The sequence below is a fragment of the Pseudomonas hunanensis genome, from assembly GCF_013393325.1.
Classification (GTDB): Bacteria; Pseudomonadota; Gammaproteobacteria; order Pseudomonadales; family Pseudomonadaceae; genus Aquipseudomonas; species Aquipseudomonas putida_P.
This window is the reverse complement of record NZ_QJRC01000074.1, coordinates 53,872-66,462: the sequence shown is the minus strand read 5'-3', so window position 1 is coordinate 66,462 and position 12,591 is coordinate 53,872. Positions and strand designations below refer to the sequence as shown.

Below are 12,591 nucleotides of genomic sequence, written 5' to 3'. Positions count from 1 at the left end.
TATTATGGCGAGATCGACCACGCGGGCGGGTTCACGGCGCCCGGCGGTCTTGTCGTGTTGTTGGCGGGCCTCTGTGGCCCTCCCTCATGGCTCCTGCCGGGGTATTGCAAGTACTGCCAGCTCTTTTGTAGGAGCGGCCTTGTGTCGCGATTGGGCCGCAGAGCGGCCCCGGCAATCTATGCATCACGGCCACAAACCGGGGGCCGCTTTGCGGCCCGATCGCGACACAAGGCCGCTCCTACAAAGGGCCGTCGGTCAGCGGCGCACGACGCCTGGTAGCACGCAGAGCATTTCGAACAGCAGGTTGGCACCGAGCAGCGAGGTGTTGCCGGTGGTGTCGTAAGGCGGGGAGACTTCGACGAGGTCACAGCCGATCAGGTCCAGGCCTTGGCAGCCGCGAATGATCTCCATCGCCTGGATGGTGGTCAAGCCGCCGATTTCCGGGGTACCGGTGCCGGGTGCCCAGGCCGGGTCGATGCCGTCGATGTCGAACGACAGGTAAACCGGGCCGCCGCCGACCTTTTCCCGTACTTCGGCCATCAGTGGCTCCAGCGATTTGTGCCAGCACTCTTCGGCCTGAACCACGCGGAAGCCCTGGCGGCGGCTCCAGTTGAAGTCATCGGCGGTGTAGCCCTGGGCGCGCAGGCCGATCTGTACCACGCGGTCGCAATCGAGCAGGCCTTCTTCCACGGCGCGGCGGAAGGTGGTGCCGTGGGCGATCTTCTCGCCGAACATGTGGTCGTTGACGTCGGCGTGGGCGTCGATGTGTACCAGGCCGATCTTGCCGTGCTTCTTGTGCAGCGCACGCAGGATCGGCAGGGTGATGGTGTGGTCGCCACCCAGGGTCATGGGGATGACGTTGTGCTCGACGATCTCGTCATACGCCTCTTCGATGATGCGCACGGCGTCCAGCAGGTTGAAGGTGTTGATTGCCACGTCACCGATGTCGGCTACCGACAGCGAGTCGAACGGGGCGGCACCGGTGGCCATGTTGTAGGGGCGGATCATCACCGACTCGGCGCGGATCTGCCGTGGGCCGAAGCGGGTGCCGGAGCGCAGCGAGGTTCCGATGTCCAACGGTACGCCGATGAAGGCGGCATCCAGGCCTTTGGCGCTTTGCAGGTGGGGGAGACGGAGCATGGTGGCGATGCCGCCGAAACGCGGCATTTCGTTGCCGCCCAGTGGTTGGTGGAGAGTCTTGTCCACGGTGGGCCTCATCAGTCGGTCGATTGTTCTGTTTGTTCGAACCTGTGCCGCCGCGCGCCTTTCAAGTGTGGTTTTGCCGGCGGGCAGGGACATTTCGGCCAAGTCTGCTCAAGGTAGTGCCCGGGAAGAATCGCTACCGACAAATACTTAGTTCAGGATTTTCTGAACTAAAGGCTGGCGCAGCGGTTAAACTGCGCGCAAATACCCTCGTGGAACCGTTGCACCATGGCCTCGACCCTGCCCGACCTGAAACTGCTGCGCATCTTCATCAGCGTGGTGCGCCACCAGGGCTTCGCCAACGCCCAGCGCGAACTGAACCTGTCCACCTCGGCCATCAGCACCTACATGAGCCAGCTGGAGGGCGCTTTGGGTATCGTGCTGTGCCACCGTGGGCGTGGGGGCTTCAGCCTGACCAGCAAGGGCGAGCTGTTCCATCAGGAAACCCTGCGCCTGCTGGCCGAGCTGGACGGCTTCGAGCAGTATGCCGCCGCCCTCAAGGGCGAGTTGCGCGGCACCCTCAATCTTGGGGTGATCGACTCCACGGTCGGCGACCGTGCCTTGCCGCTGGCCGAGGCCATCGGGGCCTATAGCCAGGAACACCCGGCGGTGCACCTGCATCTGTCGGTGTCCAGCCCTTACGAGCTGCAACTGGGTGTGCAGGACAACCGCCTGGACCTGGCCATCGGCGCGTTTTCTTCGCGCATGAGCGGGCTGCTTTACCAGCCGCTGTACCGTGAACAGCATTGGTTGTACTGCAGCAGCCGCCATCCGCTGTACACCGAGCGGCGCATTCCCGAGCAGGTGGTGACCCAGCAGCGCATGGTCGGGCGCGGCTACTGGAGCCAGGCCGAACTGGCCCGGCATGGCTTCAAGCACAGCGCGGCAACAGTGGAAAGTATGGAGGCGCAGTTGATCCTGATCCTTTCCGGCGCCTACATCGGCTACTTGCCCGAGCACTACGCCCAGGCCTGGGTCGACAAGGGCGACTTGCGCGTGCTGTCGCCGTCGACTTTCGGTTACCAGGCCCCGTTCTCGCTGATCATTCGCCGTGGGCGTAGCCGTGAACCGTTGATCCAGACCTTCCGTGACCTGCTGAAAAGCCAACTCAACGTGGGCTGAGATGCGACGTATTCATGCATTCCGTCGGGAGGCGTTAAATTCTGGCAAAAGCTGACCGCTATCCTGATAGCGCTCTGCTACACATCAACTTGCGCTGATGATTTTCCCTTCATTTCATCCTGCAAGGATCGCCCAAGATGCGCATGAATTTGCCCGTCACTGAGCACGAAAGAACCTTCTCCAGCGATCAACGCCTGATTTCCACCACGGACCTCAACAGCCGCATCACCTACTGCAATGACGCCTTTGTGGCGATCAGCGGTTTTACCTACGACGAGCTGGTCGGCCAACCGCACAACCTGGTACGCCACCCAGATATGCCGCCGGCGGTGTTCGACCATATGTGGGAGACGATCAAGCAGGGCAAGCCGTGGATGGGGGTGGTCAAGAACCGGGCGAAGAATGGCGATTACTACTGGGTCAGCGCCTACGTCACGGCGATTTACGAACAAGGCCGCATCAGTGGCTACGAGTCAGTACGCTCGGTGCCCACAAGGGACCAGATTCGCCGTGCCGAAGCGCTGTACGCTCGCTTGCGCGATGGGCGCGGGCCGGTGCCGTGGGCGGCTCGCCTGGGGTACGGTCTGGGCCATGGCTGGCCACTGATCGGCGCAGGCCTGGTGTCGGCGGCGGGTTACCTATGGCTACCGCCCTATGCGGCGCTTGGTGTACTGATGGCCAGCTTGCTGCTGGCCTGGTACCTGATCGAGCACCGGCAGAACCAGGTCATCCGCCGCACGCTGGCTGAGCACCCCAAGGCCTTTACCAGCCCGTTGGTGGCGTTGACCTACAGCGACAATCCAGGCCTGCAAGGCCAGCTTGACCTGGCCATCATCAGCGAGGAAGCACGCCTGCAAACGGCCCTCACCCGGCTTGTGGATGCCGGGGTCGGGGTGAAGTCGCGGGCGGCGCAATCTTCCGATCTGTCCGATGCCCAGGCGCAGATGCTCGACCGCCAGCGCAGCGAAACCGATCAGTCGGCCACGGCCATTGCGCAAATGGCGGCCACCATCCAGCAGGTTACCCACAACGTGCAGAGCACGGCGCATGCGGCGGGTGATGCCGACCAATTGGCGCAGCAGGGTAGCGAGCTGGCGCTGCAGAGCCTGAAGGCCATGGGTAGCATGAGCGATGCGGTCAATGACATTGGCCAGGCAGTGAATGCCCTGGCAGAGCAAACCCAGTCGATAGGCAGCGTGGTCGACGTGATCACCTCGATTGCCGAGCAGACCAACCTGCTGGCGCTTAATGCCGCCATTGAAGCGGCGCGTGCCGGCGAACAGGGGCGCGGGTTTGCCGTGGTGGCTGATGAAGTGCGTTCGCTGGCCCAGCGCACCCGCGCTTCGACCGACGAGATTCACCACATTATCGCCTCCTTGCGGGCCGGGGCAGAGCGGGCAGTGAGCACGGCCAGCCGGGGCGAGCAGATCTCTCGGGACAGCGTGCACAGTGTCGAGGCGGTGCAGGCGGCGCTGAGCGGGATTGCCCAGGCGGTCAGTCGCATCACCGGCATGAGCCAGCAGATGGCGACGGCATCGGAGCAGCAAAGCCATGTGGCCGAGGACATCAACCAGCAGATCGTGAGAATTGCCCAACTGTGTGACCAGAGTGCCGGGCAGGCCAGGCAGGGCGCGCAGATCAGCCAGGACCTGGAGCGCATGGCGGAGTACCTGCATAGCCTGGCGGAGCGGTTCAACCGCTGAGAAGGCCGGGCCCGCCAAGCGGGCCCCGGTTCTGTGGCAAACTGTCTCCGCCAAGGAGAACCCCATGCCCAGACCCCGCTGCGAGCGCTGTCAGCGCCCGCTCGACCACTGCCTATGCCCACTGATCCCCGCACTCGACAGCAGTACCCGCGTGATTCTGCTGCAGCACCCCAGTGAAACTGCCCATGCCCTGAATACCGCGCGCCTCGCGGCCCTTGGCTTGAACAATGCCGAGTTGCGGGTGGGTGAGGTTTTCAACGACTTGGGCGATTTGCTCGCGACGCCTGGTTACCGGCCGGCCCTGCTATTTCCGGGCGACGATGCTCGGGTGCTGACGGCTTATGGTGAGGCCGAGGACAAACCGTTGCTGCTTATCGTGCCCGACGGCACCTGGCGCAAGGCGCGCAAGTTGTTGTACATGAACCCGCTATTGGAAGGGTTGCCGCGGGTCACGCTGGGGGCTGTCGCGCCTTCACGTTACCGGCTGCGCAAGGCGCCTGAGGCGGGGGCACTGTCGACTATCGAAGCGGTGGTGGGAGCATTGAACGCGTTGGAGCAACCCGTTTGCTTTGATGCACTGCTGGCGCCGTTCGAAGCGTTGATCGAGGGGCAGATCAGGGCCATGGGCGAGGAGACGTTCCAGCGTAACCATGGCACCGAGTGAGGGCTGGGGGCTGCAATGCAGCCCCGGCTGATTCAAGCCCGATCAGCGCATCTCAGGCAGACGCGCCTCAGTGCGCACTTCGGTAGTCGCCAGCGCCTCTGGTGGCAGCGAAATACGCTGCTTGGTCAGCAACTCACCCATGGTCGCCAGCACGCGGTAGCGCGAGAACTCCTCGGTATAACGCACCTCGGTATAGCGGCGGTCTGCGTTGTACAGCTCGTTCTCACTGTCCAGCACGTCCAGCAAGGTACGCTGGCCCAGGCCGAACTGGTCCTGGTAGGCCGCACGTACGCGCTTGGTGGTCTCGGCGTATTCACGCGCGGTCGGCAGCTGTTTGCTGGCATTGTTCATGGCGTTCCACGCCAGGCTCAGGTTCTCGGTCAACTCACGCAGGGCGTTGTTGCGGATGTCCAGGGCCTGGTTGATCTTGTGCGCGTCGGACTGCAGGCGCGCCTTGTCACTACCGCCGCGGAACAGGTTGTAGTTCATCTCCACGCCAGCTTGCCAGTCGTTGTTGTTGTGGCCTTTTTCGCCGCCGGTGTTGTTGTTGGCACCGGTTGCCAGAATGGCGTCGAAGCGCGGGTAGAAGGTCGACTTGCCCACTTCGTACTGCTGCTCGGCCGCATTGACGTCAGCCTGTGCAGATTTGATGTAAGGGTTGTTCTGGCGCATGCTGTCGCGTGCCCCCTCGAGGCTCTCAGGCACCTCGCCCTTGATGGTTTGCGGGCTTTCCAGCTCGTCCGGCGCGCGGCCGATCACGCTGAAGAAGTTGGCCTCGGCATCGGCCAGGTCGACTTCGGCGGTGTCCAGGTTGTTTTCCGCCAGGGCGCGACGGGCGCGGGACTGGTCAAGGTCGGCGGTGCTGCCAACGCCGCGCTCGTTACGCAGGCCGATCTGGTCGTTGACGCGCAGGTGGGCTTGCAGGTTGTTCTTGGCCAGGGTCACCAGCTCGCGCCGCTTGAGCACTTCCAGGTACACCTCGACCGCACGCAGGGCGACATCCTGGGCAACAGCCTGGGTGTAGTAGGCGCGGGAGGTAGAGACAGCCTCGGTGCGGCCCACTTCATTCGAGGTGTTGAAGCCGTCGAAGATCATCTGCCGCAGGCGCAGCTCGGACTGGGTGTAGCTGAGGGTTTCCTTGTTGTGGTTACCCTCGGCACGGGTGGTGGTGTTGTCCGAACGCTGGCGGCCGTAGCCGGCGACCAGGTCCACGGAAGGGTAGTAGCCACCACGCGCAAACTTCACGTCTTCATCGGCCGACAGCTTGCTGTTACGGTTGGAGCTGACTTGTGGGTGGTAGTCCACGGCGCTTTGGACGGCCTCGGTGATCGACATCGCCTGTACGTTGGCACTCGCCAGGGCCAACAGTAATGCACTGGTGATGGGGTTCAAAACGCGCATGGTACATCTCCCTGATCCTGGAATTTATCCTGCTGTTCGCCAAAAAAATGACGATAAAGTTATCGCGTATAGTGTTGCAGGTTTTTAACAAGACAGCTAAGTACATTCAACGCGATAGATAAGAAGATTTATTCATATCAAATTGCCATATAAGACTTTTATTGTCTAATCAATTTCACTTACAGCCCTCGGAACGATGCTGTTAGTCGCTCTGAAAACCAATGTTTACAAGGCTTGCACACGGTTCCAGAACTATTTCCGATAAAGAAGGTGGCAGTTAGGCGAAAGTGATATTTGGCGACAAAATATTGTCACCTTGGCTTCTGAAGTGTTTTTTGCTTGAGGATATACAGACTGACGAGTACAGCGCTGGTCAACATGAAGGTACGCGCCCAGAACAGCGGCACCAGGTAGCACGACAGGCCAATGCTGGCCCACATCAGGCCGATGGCGTAAACCTTGCCCTTGAGGGGGATGCCTTCACCACTGAGGTAGTCACGGATCCATGGCCCGAGCTTGGGGTGATGGACCAACCAGTGGTGAAAGCGCGGTGAGCTGCGGGCAAAGCAGGCCGCCGCCAATAGCAGGAACGGGGTGGTGGGCAGTACCGGGAGAAAAATCCCCAACACCCCCAGCGCAACGCTGAGCCAGCCGGTGGCCAGCAGCAGGTAGCGCATAGGCAGCTTAGTGGTGGCGTGGCTTGAGCAGCGCCGGTTTTTCGTCAGGGGCGTGCAGCAGCAGGAACAATGCACTCAGCGCCTCGGGGATCTGTACGATCATGTCGTCCTGCAGGTTGGCGTTGCTGGCAATGTCGGCGAACTCTGGTTGTTCATCGAACAGGCCTGAGCCAACCATGATCGGCAGCAGCATCTCGCTGACTTCTTCCTCGGCGTTCTCGAACCAGGCCTCTTCACGCAGGAACACGCCTTCCATGAAGCCGATGCACCAGCCGCGCAGGTCGGAATCGTCCGGCTCGTCGGTCAGGTCGAGTTCGCATGGCAGGTCGAATTCTTCGTCGCTGGCCAGCTGGCGGGCAATGTGCGCTTTCAATGCCACCAGGGTGGCTTCGATTTCGGTGCGCTGGGCGTCGCTGGCGTAGTGCGGCTCTTCGGCGAACAGGGCGTCGATCCATTCGCGCTCGGGCACGTCCTCGGCGTTGATCGACAGGGCGGTGAGGTAGCCGTGTGCGGCGACATAGTCCAGCGCTTCTTCGTGCAGCTCGTCGGCGTCGAGGAAGGCTTGCAGGCGGGTCAGTTGCTCGGCGAAGGACATTACAGGGCTACCTTGGGGAATAAACGATAACGAATTCTAGCACCTTGCAGCGGCAGCGGGGCAAAGGGAACGTCTATCGCCGTGGTGCCTGTGCAGGACGGCGCTGCGGTATACTCCGCGATTTTTCATCCAGGGGCAGGTTTTACCGGTCGCCTGGCAAAAACCGCTTACGCATTTGGCGTGTGCGGGGCGGGTTTTTCGTCCAGCCTGTTGTATTCAGGGTGGTACGGCGATTTGGAGTTGCACATGCTCGAACAGGCTCAGCGCGTTCTCAAGGACATCTTCGGCTACGACAGTTTCCGTGGGCGCCAGGCAGCGATCATCGAATGCGTGGCCAATGGCGGCGATGCCCTGGTGCTGATGCCCACCGGCGGCGGCAAGTCGTTGTGCTTTCAGGTGCCGGGGCTGCTGCGTCCGGGCCTGACGGTGGTGGTCTCGCCACTGATCGCGTTGATGGACGACCAGGTCGCCACGCTTGACGAACTGGGCGTTTCGGCGGCCGCGCTGAATTCCACCCTGAGCGCGGAACAGCAGCGTGAACTGGCCGGGCGCCTGCGCCGTGGCGAGGTAAAAATGCTCTACCTGGCGCCGGAGCGCCTGGTGCAGCCGCGCATGCTGGATTTTCTGCGTGACCTGGACATCTCGCTGTTCGCCATCGACGAGGCCCACTGCGTTTCGCAATGGGGCCACGATTTCCGCCCCGAGTACCTGCAACTGGGCCAACTGGCCGAACTGTTCCCGCATGTGCCGCGCATTGCGCTTACTGCCACTGCCGATATGCGCACCCGCGAAGAAATCGTCCAGCGCCTACACCTGCAAGGCGCCGAACGCTTCCTCTCGAGCTTCGACCGACCCAACATCTTCTACCGCATCGTGCCCAAGGAAGCGCCGCGCAAGCAGTTGATGGCTTTTCTCGGCGAGCGCCGCGGCAACGCCGGTATCGTTTACTGCCTGTCGCGCAAGAAGGTCGACGAAACCGCCGCATTCCTCTGCCAGCAGGGCTTCCCGGCGCTGCCGTATCACGCCGGCCTGGCTGCCGAGACACGCGCGGCCAACCAGCACCGCTTTCTCAACGAGGAGGGGCTGATCATGGTCGCGACCATTGCCTTCGGCATGGGTATCGACAAGCCCAACGTGCGCTTCGTTGCCCACCTCGACCTGCCTAAATCGCTTGAGGCCTATTACCAGGAAACCGGCCGCGCCGGCCGTGACGGCCTGCCGTCCGATGCCTGGATGGCCTATGGCCTGCAGGACATGGTGATGCTCAAGCAGATGCTGCAGAACTCCGAAGGCGATGAGCGCCACAAGCGCATCGAACAGCACAAGCTCGACGCCATGCTGGCGCTGTGCGAAGAAACCCGCTGCCGCCGCCAGTCGCTGCTGGCCTACTTCGATGAAACCCTCGAACAACCGTGCGGCCACTGCGACAACTGTGTCGACAACATCCAGACCTGGGACGCTACCGAGCCGGCGCGCCAGGCGCTGTCGGCGGTGTTCCGCACCGGCCAGCGCTATGGTGTCGGCCACCTGGTCGATGTGCTGCTGGGCAAGGACAACGAGAAGGTGCGCAATTTCGGCCACGAGAAGCTATCGGTATTCGGCGTTGGCAAGGGCCTGGCCGAGGTCGAATGGCGTTCGCTGTTCCGTCAGTTGGTGGCGCGCGGCCTGGTCGACATCGACCTGGAAGGTTACGGCGGCCTGCGCCTGTCCGACAGCTGCCGGCCACTACTGCGCGGCGAGGTGACCTTGCAACTGCGCCGTGACCTCAAGCCGCAGACCACGGCCAAGGCCTCGTCGTCCAGCGGCGGCAGCCCGGCCAGCCAGCTGGTGCGTGCCGAAGAGCGCGAACTGTGGGAAGCGTTGCGCACGTTGCGGCGCAAGTTGGCCGAGGAGCACAGCGTGCCGCCGTATGTCATCTTCCCCGATTCGACGCTGCTGGAAATGCTGCGCAGCCAGCCGGTCAGCCTCAGCGACATGGCCCAGGTAAGCGGTGTGGGCGCGCGCAAGCTGGAGCGCTATGGCCAGGCGTTCCTCGAAGTACTGAACAACAGTGGCGGCACCGAAGAGGCACCGAAAGTGGTGCTCGACCTGCGCCACGAACTGGTCAGCCTGGCCCGAGCCGGCATGACCCCGGCGCAGATCGCCGGGCAGCTCAACTGCAGCGAGAAGAACGTCTATAGCCTGCTGGCCGAGGCACTGGGCCGCCAGGAGCTGAGCCTGGAGCAAGCCATCGACCTGCCGGAAGACCTGATGATGGAAGTGCAGGACGCGTTCCTGGATGGTGAGGGCGAGCTGCCACCGGTGTCGGCCATTGCGCCGCAGTTCGGGGCCCGGGTGCCGGAGGGCGTGCTGTATTGCGTGCGCGCGGCGCTGGCGGCGGAATTCGAACTGTAAACGCAGGCAGGATCGAAGGCAGAAGCGCCATCTGCTGACCTTTGTCATGCTTTTTGACGATTATCGAACAAGTAAGCAGGACCGAGCCTTGCCTCGTGGGGCAGGGCATGGTTAGCTGCCTAATAATTAGATCTACTCAATGAGTTACTTATGCCCCTGACCGACAACCAACACCGCTTCGGCATGCAGCTGGCCCAGATGTCCCGGGGTTGGCGCGCCGAACTGGACCGCCGCCTGGCCGGGCTCAACCTGTCCCAGGCGCGCTGGCTGGTGTTGCTGCACCTGGCCCGTTTCGAAGAAGCCCCGACCCAGCGTGAGTTGGCCCAGAGCGTGGGCGTTGAAGGCCCGACCCTGGCGCGTCTGCTCGACAGCCTGGAGGCGCAAGGGTTGGTGCGCCGGCAAGCAGTGGTAGAAGACCGGCGGGCCAAGAAGATCTTGCTGTGCCCCCCGGCCAAGCCACTGATCGACCAGATCGAGACCATCGCCAATCAACTGCGGGTGGAACTGTTTACCGGCGTGGATGAGGCAGAATTGCAAGTTTGCATGCGGGTGCATGCGAAGATTCTGGCCAACCTCGAGAAGTCCTGAAGGCCCTTGGGGCTGCAACGCAGCCCCAAAAAATCAGAAGGTATGCCCCAGGTTCAGATACACCGCATGCTCATGCGCACTGTTGGTGCCGTAGGTGAAGTTCAACGGCCCCAACGGCGTCTCCAGCCCCAGGAAGATGCTCGCCGCATTGATGTACCCACTGTCGAACTCGTTGTCGTTGTTCCATGCCCGCCCACGCTCCAGCGACCCGCCGATGTACAACGGGAAGTCCAGCGGCACATAGGCCCTTGGCGTCAAGCGGCGGTAGTAGACCATGCGCAGCAGGCTCACGTTCTGCCCCGACACCGAGTCCTGGCGAAAGCCTGACAGCTCTCGCGCTCCGCCCATCACGAAGCTCGACGTCACCACTTCGGTGTCATCCAGCGTGCGCCCATAGCGACCGCCCAGCACGAAGGTGTTCGGCCCACTGCTGATCGCCTTGTCCAGGTTGAACAGCCACTGCCGGTAATCCTGGTCGGAGTCCAGCGACTTGTCGTATTTGCGCAAGGTCAGGCCGATGTCCTCGCCTCGGTGCGGGAAGTACACGTTGTCGAGGGTGTCGAACGAGTACTTCAGCTCGTAGAAGCCTTCGTTGAAACTGACTTTGGGCAGGTCCTGGTCGCCGATGCGCACCTCGGCCTCGCCCCAGGCCTTGCCCACGCCCAGGCGCACTTCACCGCTGGTGCCGATCTGCCGGCCCACGTTCAGGCCAAAGCCGTAGCGCTCCAGGCGGTATTCGGCGACCGGGTCGTTGTCCAGGGTGGCTTCGATGTTCTGCGAGCTGAAATCCAGGTAAGGCGCGACAAAGTAGCGCGAGCCCACGTCCAGCGGTTGGTAGAACTCGCTGTACAGCTCTTGCTGGTCGCCGATCTGGCCACGGGTCAGCCATTCTGCGCCGAGGCTGTTGATGCCGTTGACCCGGTAGCTGGCACCCAGGTTGAAGGCGCTGTCGCCACGCAGGTCATCGGACAGGTTAAGGCCCAGACGCAGGTAGTCGGTGCCGCCGCGCCGGCCACGGGCGTTGATCACCAGGGTGTTGTCGTCGCCCTTGTGCACCACGCGGTACTGCACCCGGTCGAAGTAATCCAGGCCGTACAGCGTACCCATGTCGGTCTGCAGGCGGTCCAGCTCCAACGGCGCGTCGATCGGTTGGCGGATGTACGAGCGAATCACGTCGTCGCTGACCTTGGAGTCGTTCTCGATTCGGATCGCGGTGATCACCGGTGTGCGCTGGCGCGGCGAGCGGGCCACGGCCAGGCTGCTGTCGCCTTCGGGCTGGCGCAGGGCAGCCAGGCGAGGGTCGAGCAGGCGGGTGGCGCGGTAACCGGCGTCGATCATGTCCCTGGCGCGGCCAAAATCGGTCACGCCGAAGGCAGTCAGCGATGGTTGGATGAGGATGTCGTCGCGGTGCAGGCTGGCCAGTTGTTCTTCCGAGTTGCGCCGGGTCATCAGGGTGATCGACTGGTTGAGCACGTCGACCACGGTCAGTAATTGCTTGCGATCCTTCAGTGGGGTGCCGATGTCGACCACGATGGCCAGGTCCACGCCCATTTCGCGGGCCACGTCGACCGGAATGTTGTCGACCATGCCACCGTCCACCAGCAGTCGGCCGTCCAGCTCGACCGGGGCGAACACGGCAGGGATCGACATGCTGGCGCGAATGACCTGTGGCAGGTGGCCGCGGCGAAACACTACTTTTTCGCCACTGGCGATGTCGGTGGCCACGGCGCGGAAGGGGATAGGCAGCTTGTCGAAGTCGCGGGTGTCGGCGGTGTGCGCCAGTTTGCTTTCCAGCAGCAGTGACAAGTTCTGGCCTTGGATTACCCCCAGTGGCAGGCCCAGGCTGCCGTCGTCACGAAAGCTGAGCTTCTGTTTGACCAGGAAGTCGCGGTCATCCTGCTTGCGCCGAAACGGCACGTCCTTGCGTGGCGGGGCATCGGACAGCGCCTGTTGCCAGTCCAGGGTGGTGGCGAGCTTTTCCAGCTCTTCGACACTGTAGCCCGAGGCGTACAACCCGCCGACCACTGCGCCCATGCTGGTGCCGGCGATGGCGTCGATGCGCACACCCTGTTCTTCCAGCGCCTTGAGCACGCCGATGTGAGCCAGGCCACGGGCCGCACCACCCGACAGTACCAGGCCGACCTTGGGCCTGGCAGGTTCGGCGGCGGTTGCCGCAAGCGTGGTGAGGGCAAGCAGAAAACAGAACAGCAAACGGCGCATCGTGAGTCTCAAACCGTGGGCTAA

The 12,591-nt window shown here is 62.7% G+C and carries 10 protein-coding genes; 5 read left to right on the top strand and 5 right to left on the bottom strand.

Annotated features, from left to right (window positions below; translation table 11 throughout):
- Window positions 1-255: 255 nt before the first annotated feature.
- Window positions 256-1,206, bottom strand: coding sequence for an agmatinase (gene speB / locus DM807_RS07215; RefSeq protein ID WP_179027201.1), 951 nt, complete (start codon window positions 1,204-1,206; stop codon window positions 256-258).
- 225 nt (window positions 1,207-1,431) lie between these two features.
- Here speB and DM807_RS07210 point away from each other — a divergent pair, with 225 nt between their 5' ends.
- The 3 genes from DM807_RS07210 (at window position 1,432) to DM807_RS07200 (ending at window position 4,692) form a co-directional block, all read left to right on the top strand.
- Window positions 1,432-2,325 (top strand): LysR family transcriptional regulator, encoded by an 894-nt coding sequence (locus DM807_RS07210; RefSeq protein ID WP_012273604.1) that lies wholly within the window; start codon window positions 1,432-1,434, stop codon window positions 2,323-2,325.
- Between the two features lie 137 nt (window positions 2,326-2,462).
- Window positions 2,463-4,028 (top strand): methyl-accepting chemotaxis protein, encoded by a 1,566-nt coding sequence (locus tag DM807_RS07205; protein WP_060492942.1) that lies wholly within the window; start codon window positions 2,463-2,465, stop codon window positions 4,026-4,028.
- A 64-nt stretch (window positions 4,029-4,092) separates the two neighbouring features.
- Window positions 4,093-4,692: a tRNA-uridine aminocarboxypropyltransferase gene (locus DM807_RS07200; protein WP_179027200.1), complete on the top strand. Its 600-nt coding sequence runs from the start codon at window positions 4,093-4,095 to the stop codon at window positions 4,690-4,692.
- Window positions 4,693-4,734: 42 nt separating this feature from the next.
- On the opposite strand, the gene DM807_RS07195 is transcribed toward DM807_RS07200, so the two are convergent.
- From DM807_RS07195 to DM807_RS07185, 3 genes are all read right to left on the bottom strand, one after another.
- The gene (locus tag DM807_RS07195; RefSeq protein ID WP_012273601.1) at window positions 4,735-6,093 is read right to left on the bottom strand and encodes a TolC family outer membrane protein; all 1,359 of its coding nucleotides are present in this window, start codon (window positions 6,091-6,093) and stop codon (window positions 4,735-4,737) included.
- A gap of 311 nt (window positions 6,094-6,404) precedes the next feature.
- Window positions 6,405-6,770, bottom strand: a complete 366-nt coding sequence (locus DM807_RS07190; RefSeq protein WP_012273600.1) for a YbaN family protein — start codon at window positions 6,768-6,770, stop codon at window positions 6,405-6,407.
- Between the two features lie 7 nt (window positions 6,771-6,777).
- The gene (locus DM807_RS07185; protein ID WP_012273599.1) at window positions 6,778-7,365 is read right to left on the bottom strand and encodes a YecA/YgfB family protein; all 588 of its coding nucleotides are present in this window, start codon (window positions 7,363-7,365) and stop codon (window positions 6,778-6,780) included.
- A gap of 246 nt (window positions 7,366-7,611) precedes the next feature.
- On the opposite strand from DM807_RS07185, the gene recQ reads away from it, so the two are divergent.
- Together recQ and DM807_RS07175 are read left to right on the top strand one after the other, a co-directional pair.
- On the top strand, window positions 7,612-9,759 hold the full coding sequence (recQ, locus tag DM807_RS07180; protein WP_012273598.1) for a DNA helicase RecQ: 2,148 nt from the start codon (window positions 7,612-7,614) through the stop codon (window positions 9,757-9,759).
- Window positions 9,760-9,909: 150 nt separating this feature from the next.
- The gene (locus tag DM807_RS07175) at window positions 9,910-10,347 is read left to right on the top strand and encodes a MarR family transcriptional regulator (RefSeq protein ID WP_012273597.1); all 438 of its coding nucleotides are present in this window, start codon (window positions 9,910-9,912) and stop codon (window positions 10,345-10,347) included.
- Between the two features lie 33 nt (window positions 10,348-10,380).
- Here DM807_RS07175 and DM807_RS07170 read toward each other — a convergent pair whose 3' ends face one another.
- Complete coding sequence (locus DM807_RS07170; protein ID WP_012273596.1) at window positions 10,381-12,567, bottom strand: patatin-like phospholipase family protein; 2,187 nt, start codon at window positions 12,565-12,567, stop codon at window positions 10,381-10,383.
- Window positions 12,568-12,591 lie beyond the last annotated feature (24 nt).

What these genes read in the sequence shown, in the direction of transcription:
- DM807_RS07200 (WP_179027200.1), top strand. Translation starts at nt 4,093, where the DNA reads ATGCCCAGACCCCGCTGCGAGCGCTGTCAGCGCCCGCTCGACCACTGC.
- DM807_RS07210 (WP_012273604.1), top strand. Translation starts at nt 1,432, where the DNA reads ATGGCCTCGACCCTGCCCGACCTGAAACTGCTGCGCATCTTCATCAGC.
- DM807_RS07185 (WP_012273599.1), bottom strand. Translation starts at nt 7,365, where the DNA reads ATGTCCTTCGCCGAGCAACTGACCCGCCTGCAAGCCTTCCTCGACGCC.
- DM807_RS07190 (WP_012273600.1), bottom strand. Translation starts at nt 6,770, where the DNA reads ATGCGCTACCTGCTGCTGGCCACCGGCTGGCTCAGCGTTGCGCTGGGG.
- DM807_RS07170 (WP_012273596.1), bottom strand. Translation starts at nt 12,567, where the DNA reads ATGCGCCGTTTGCTGTTCTGTTTTCTGCTTGCCCTCACCACGCTTGCG.
- DM807_RS07205 (WP_060492942.1), top strand. Translation starts at nt 2,463, where the DNA reads ATGCGCATGAATTTGCCCGTCACTGAGCACGAAAGAACCTTCTCCAGC.
- recQ (WP_012273598.1), top strand. Translation starts at nt 7,612, where the DNA reads ATGCTCGAACAGGCTCAGCGCGTTCTCAAGGACATCTTCGGCTACGAC.
- DM807_RS07195 (WP_012273601.1), bottom strand. Translation starts at nt 6,093, where the DNA reads ATGCGCGTTTTGAACCCCATCACCAGTGCATTACTGTTGGCCCTGGCG.
- DM807_RS07175 (WP_012273597.1), top strand. Translation starts at nt 9,910, where the DNA reads ATGCCCCTGACCGACAACCAACACCGCTTCGGCATGCAGCTGGCCCAG.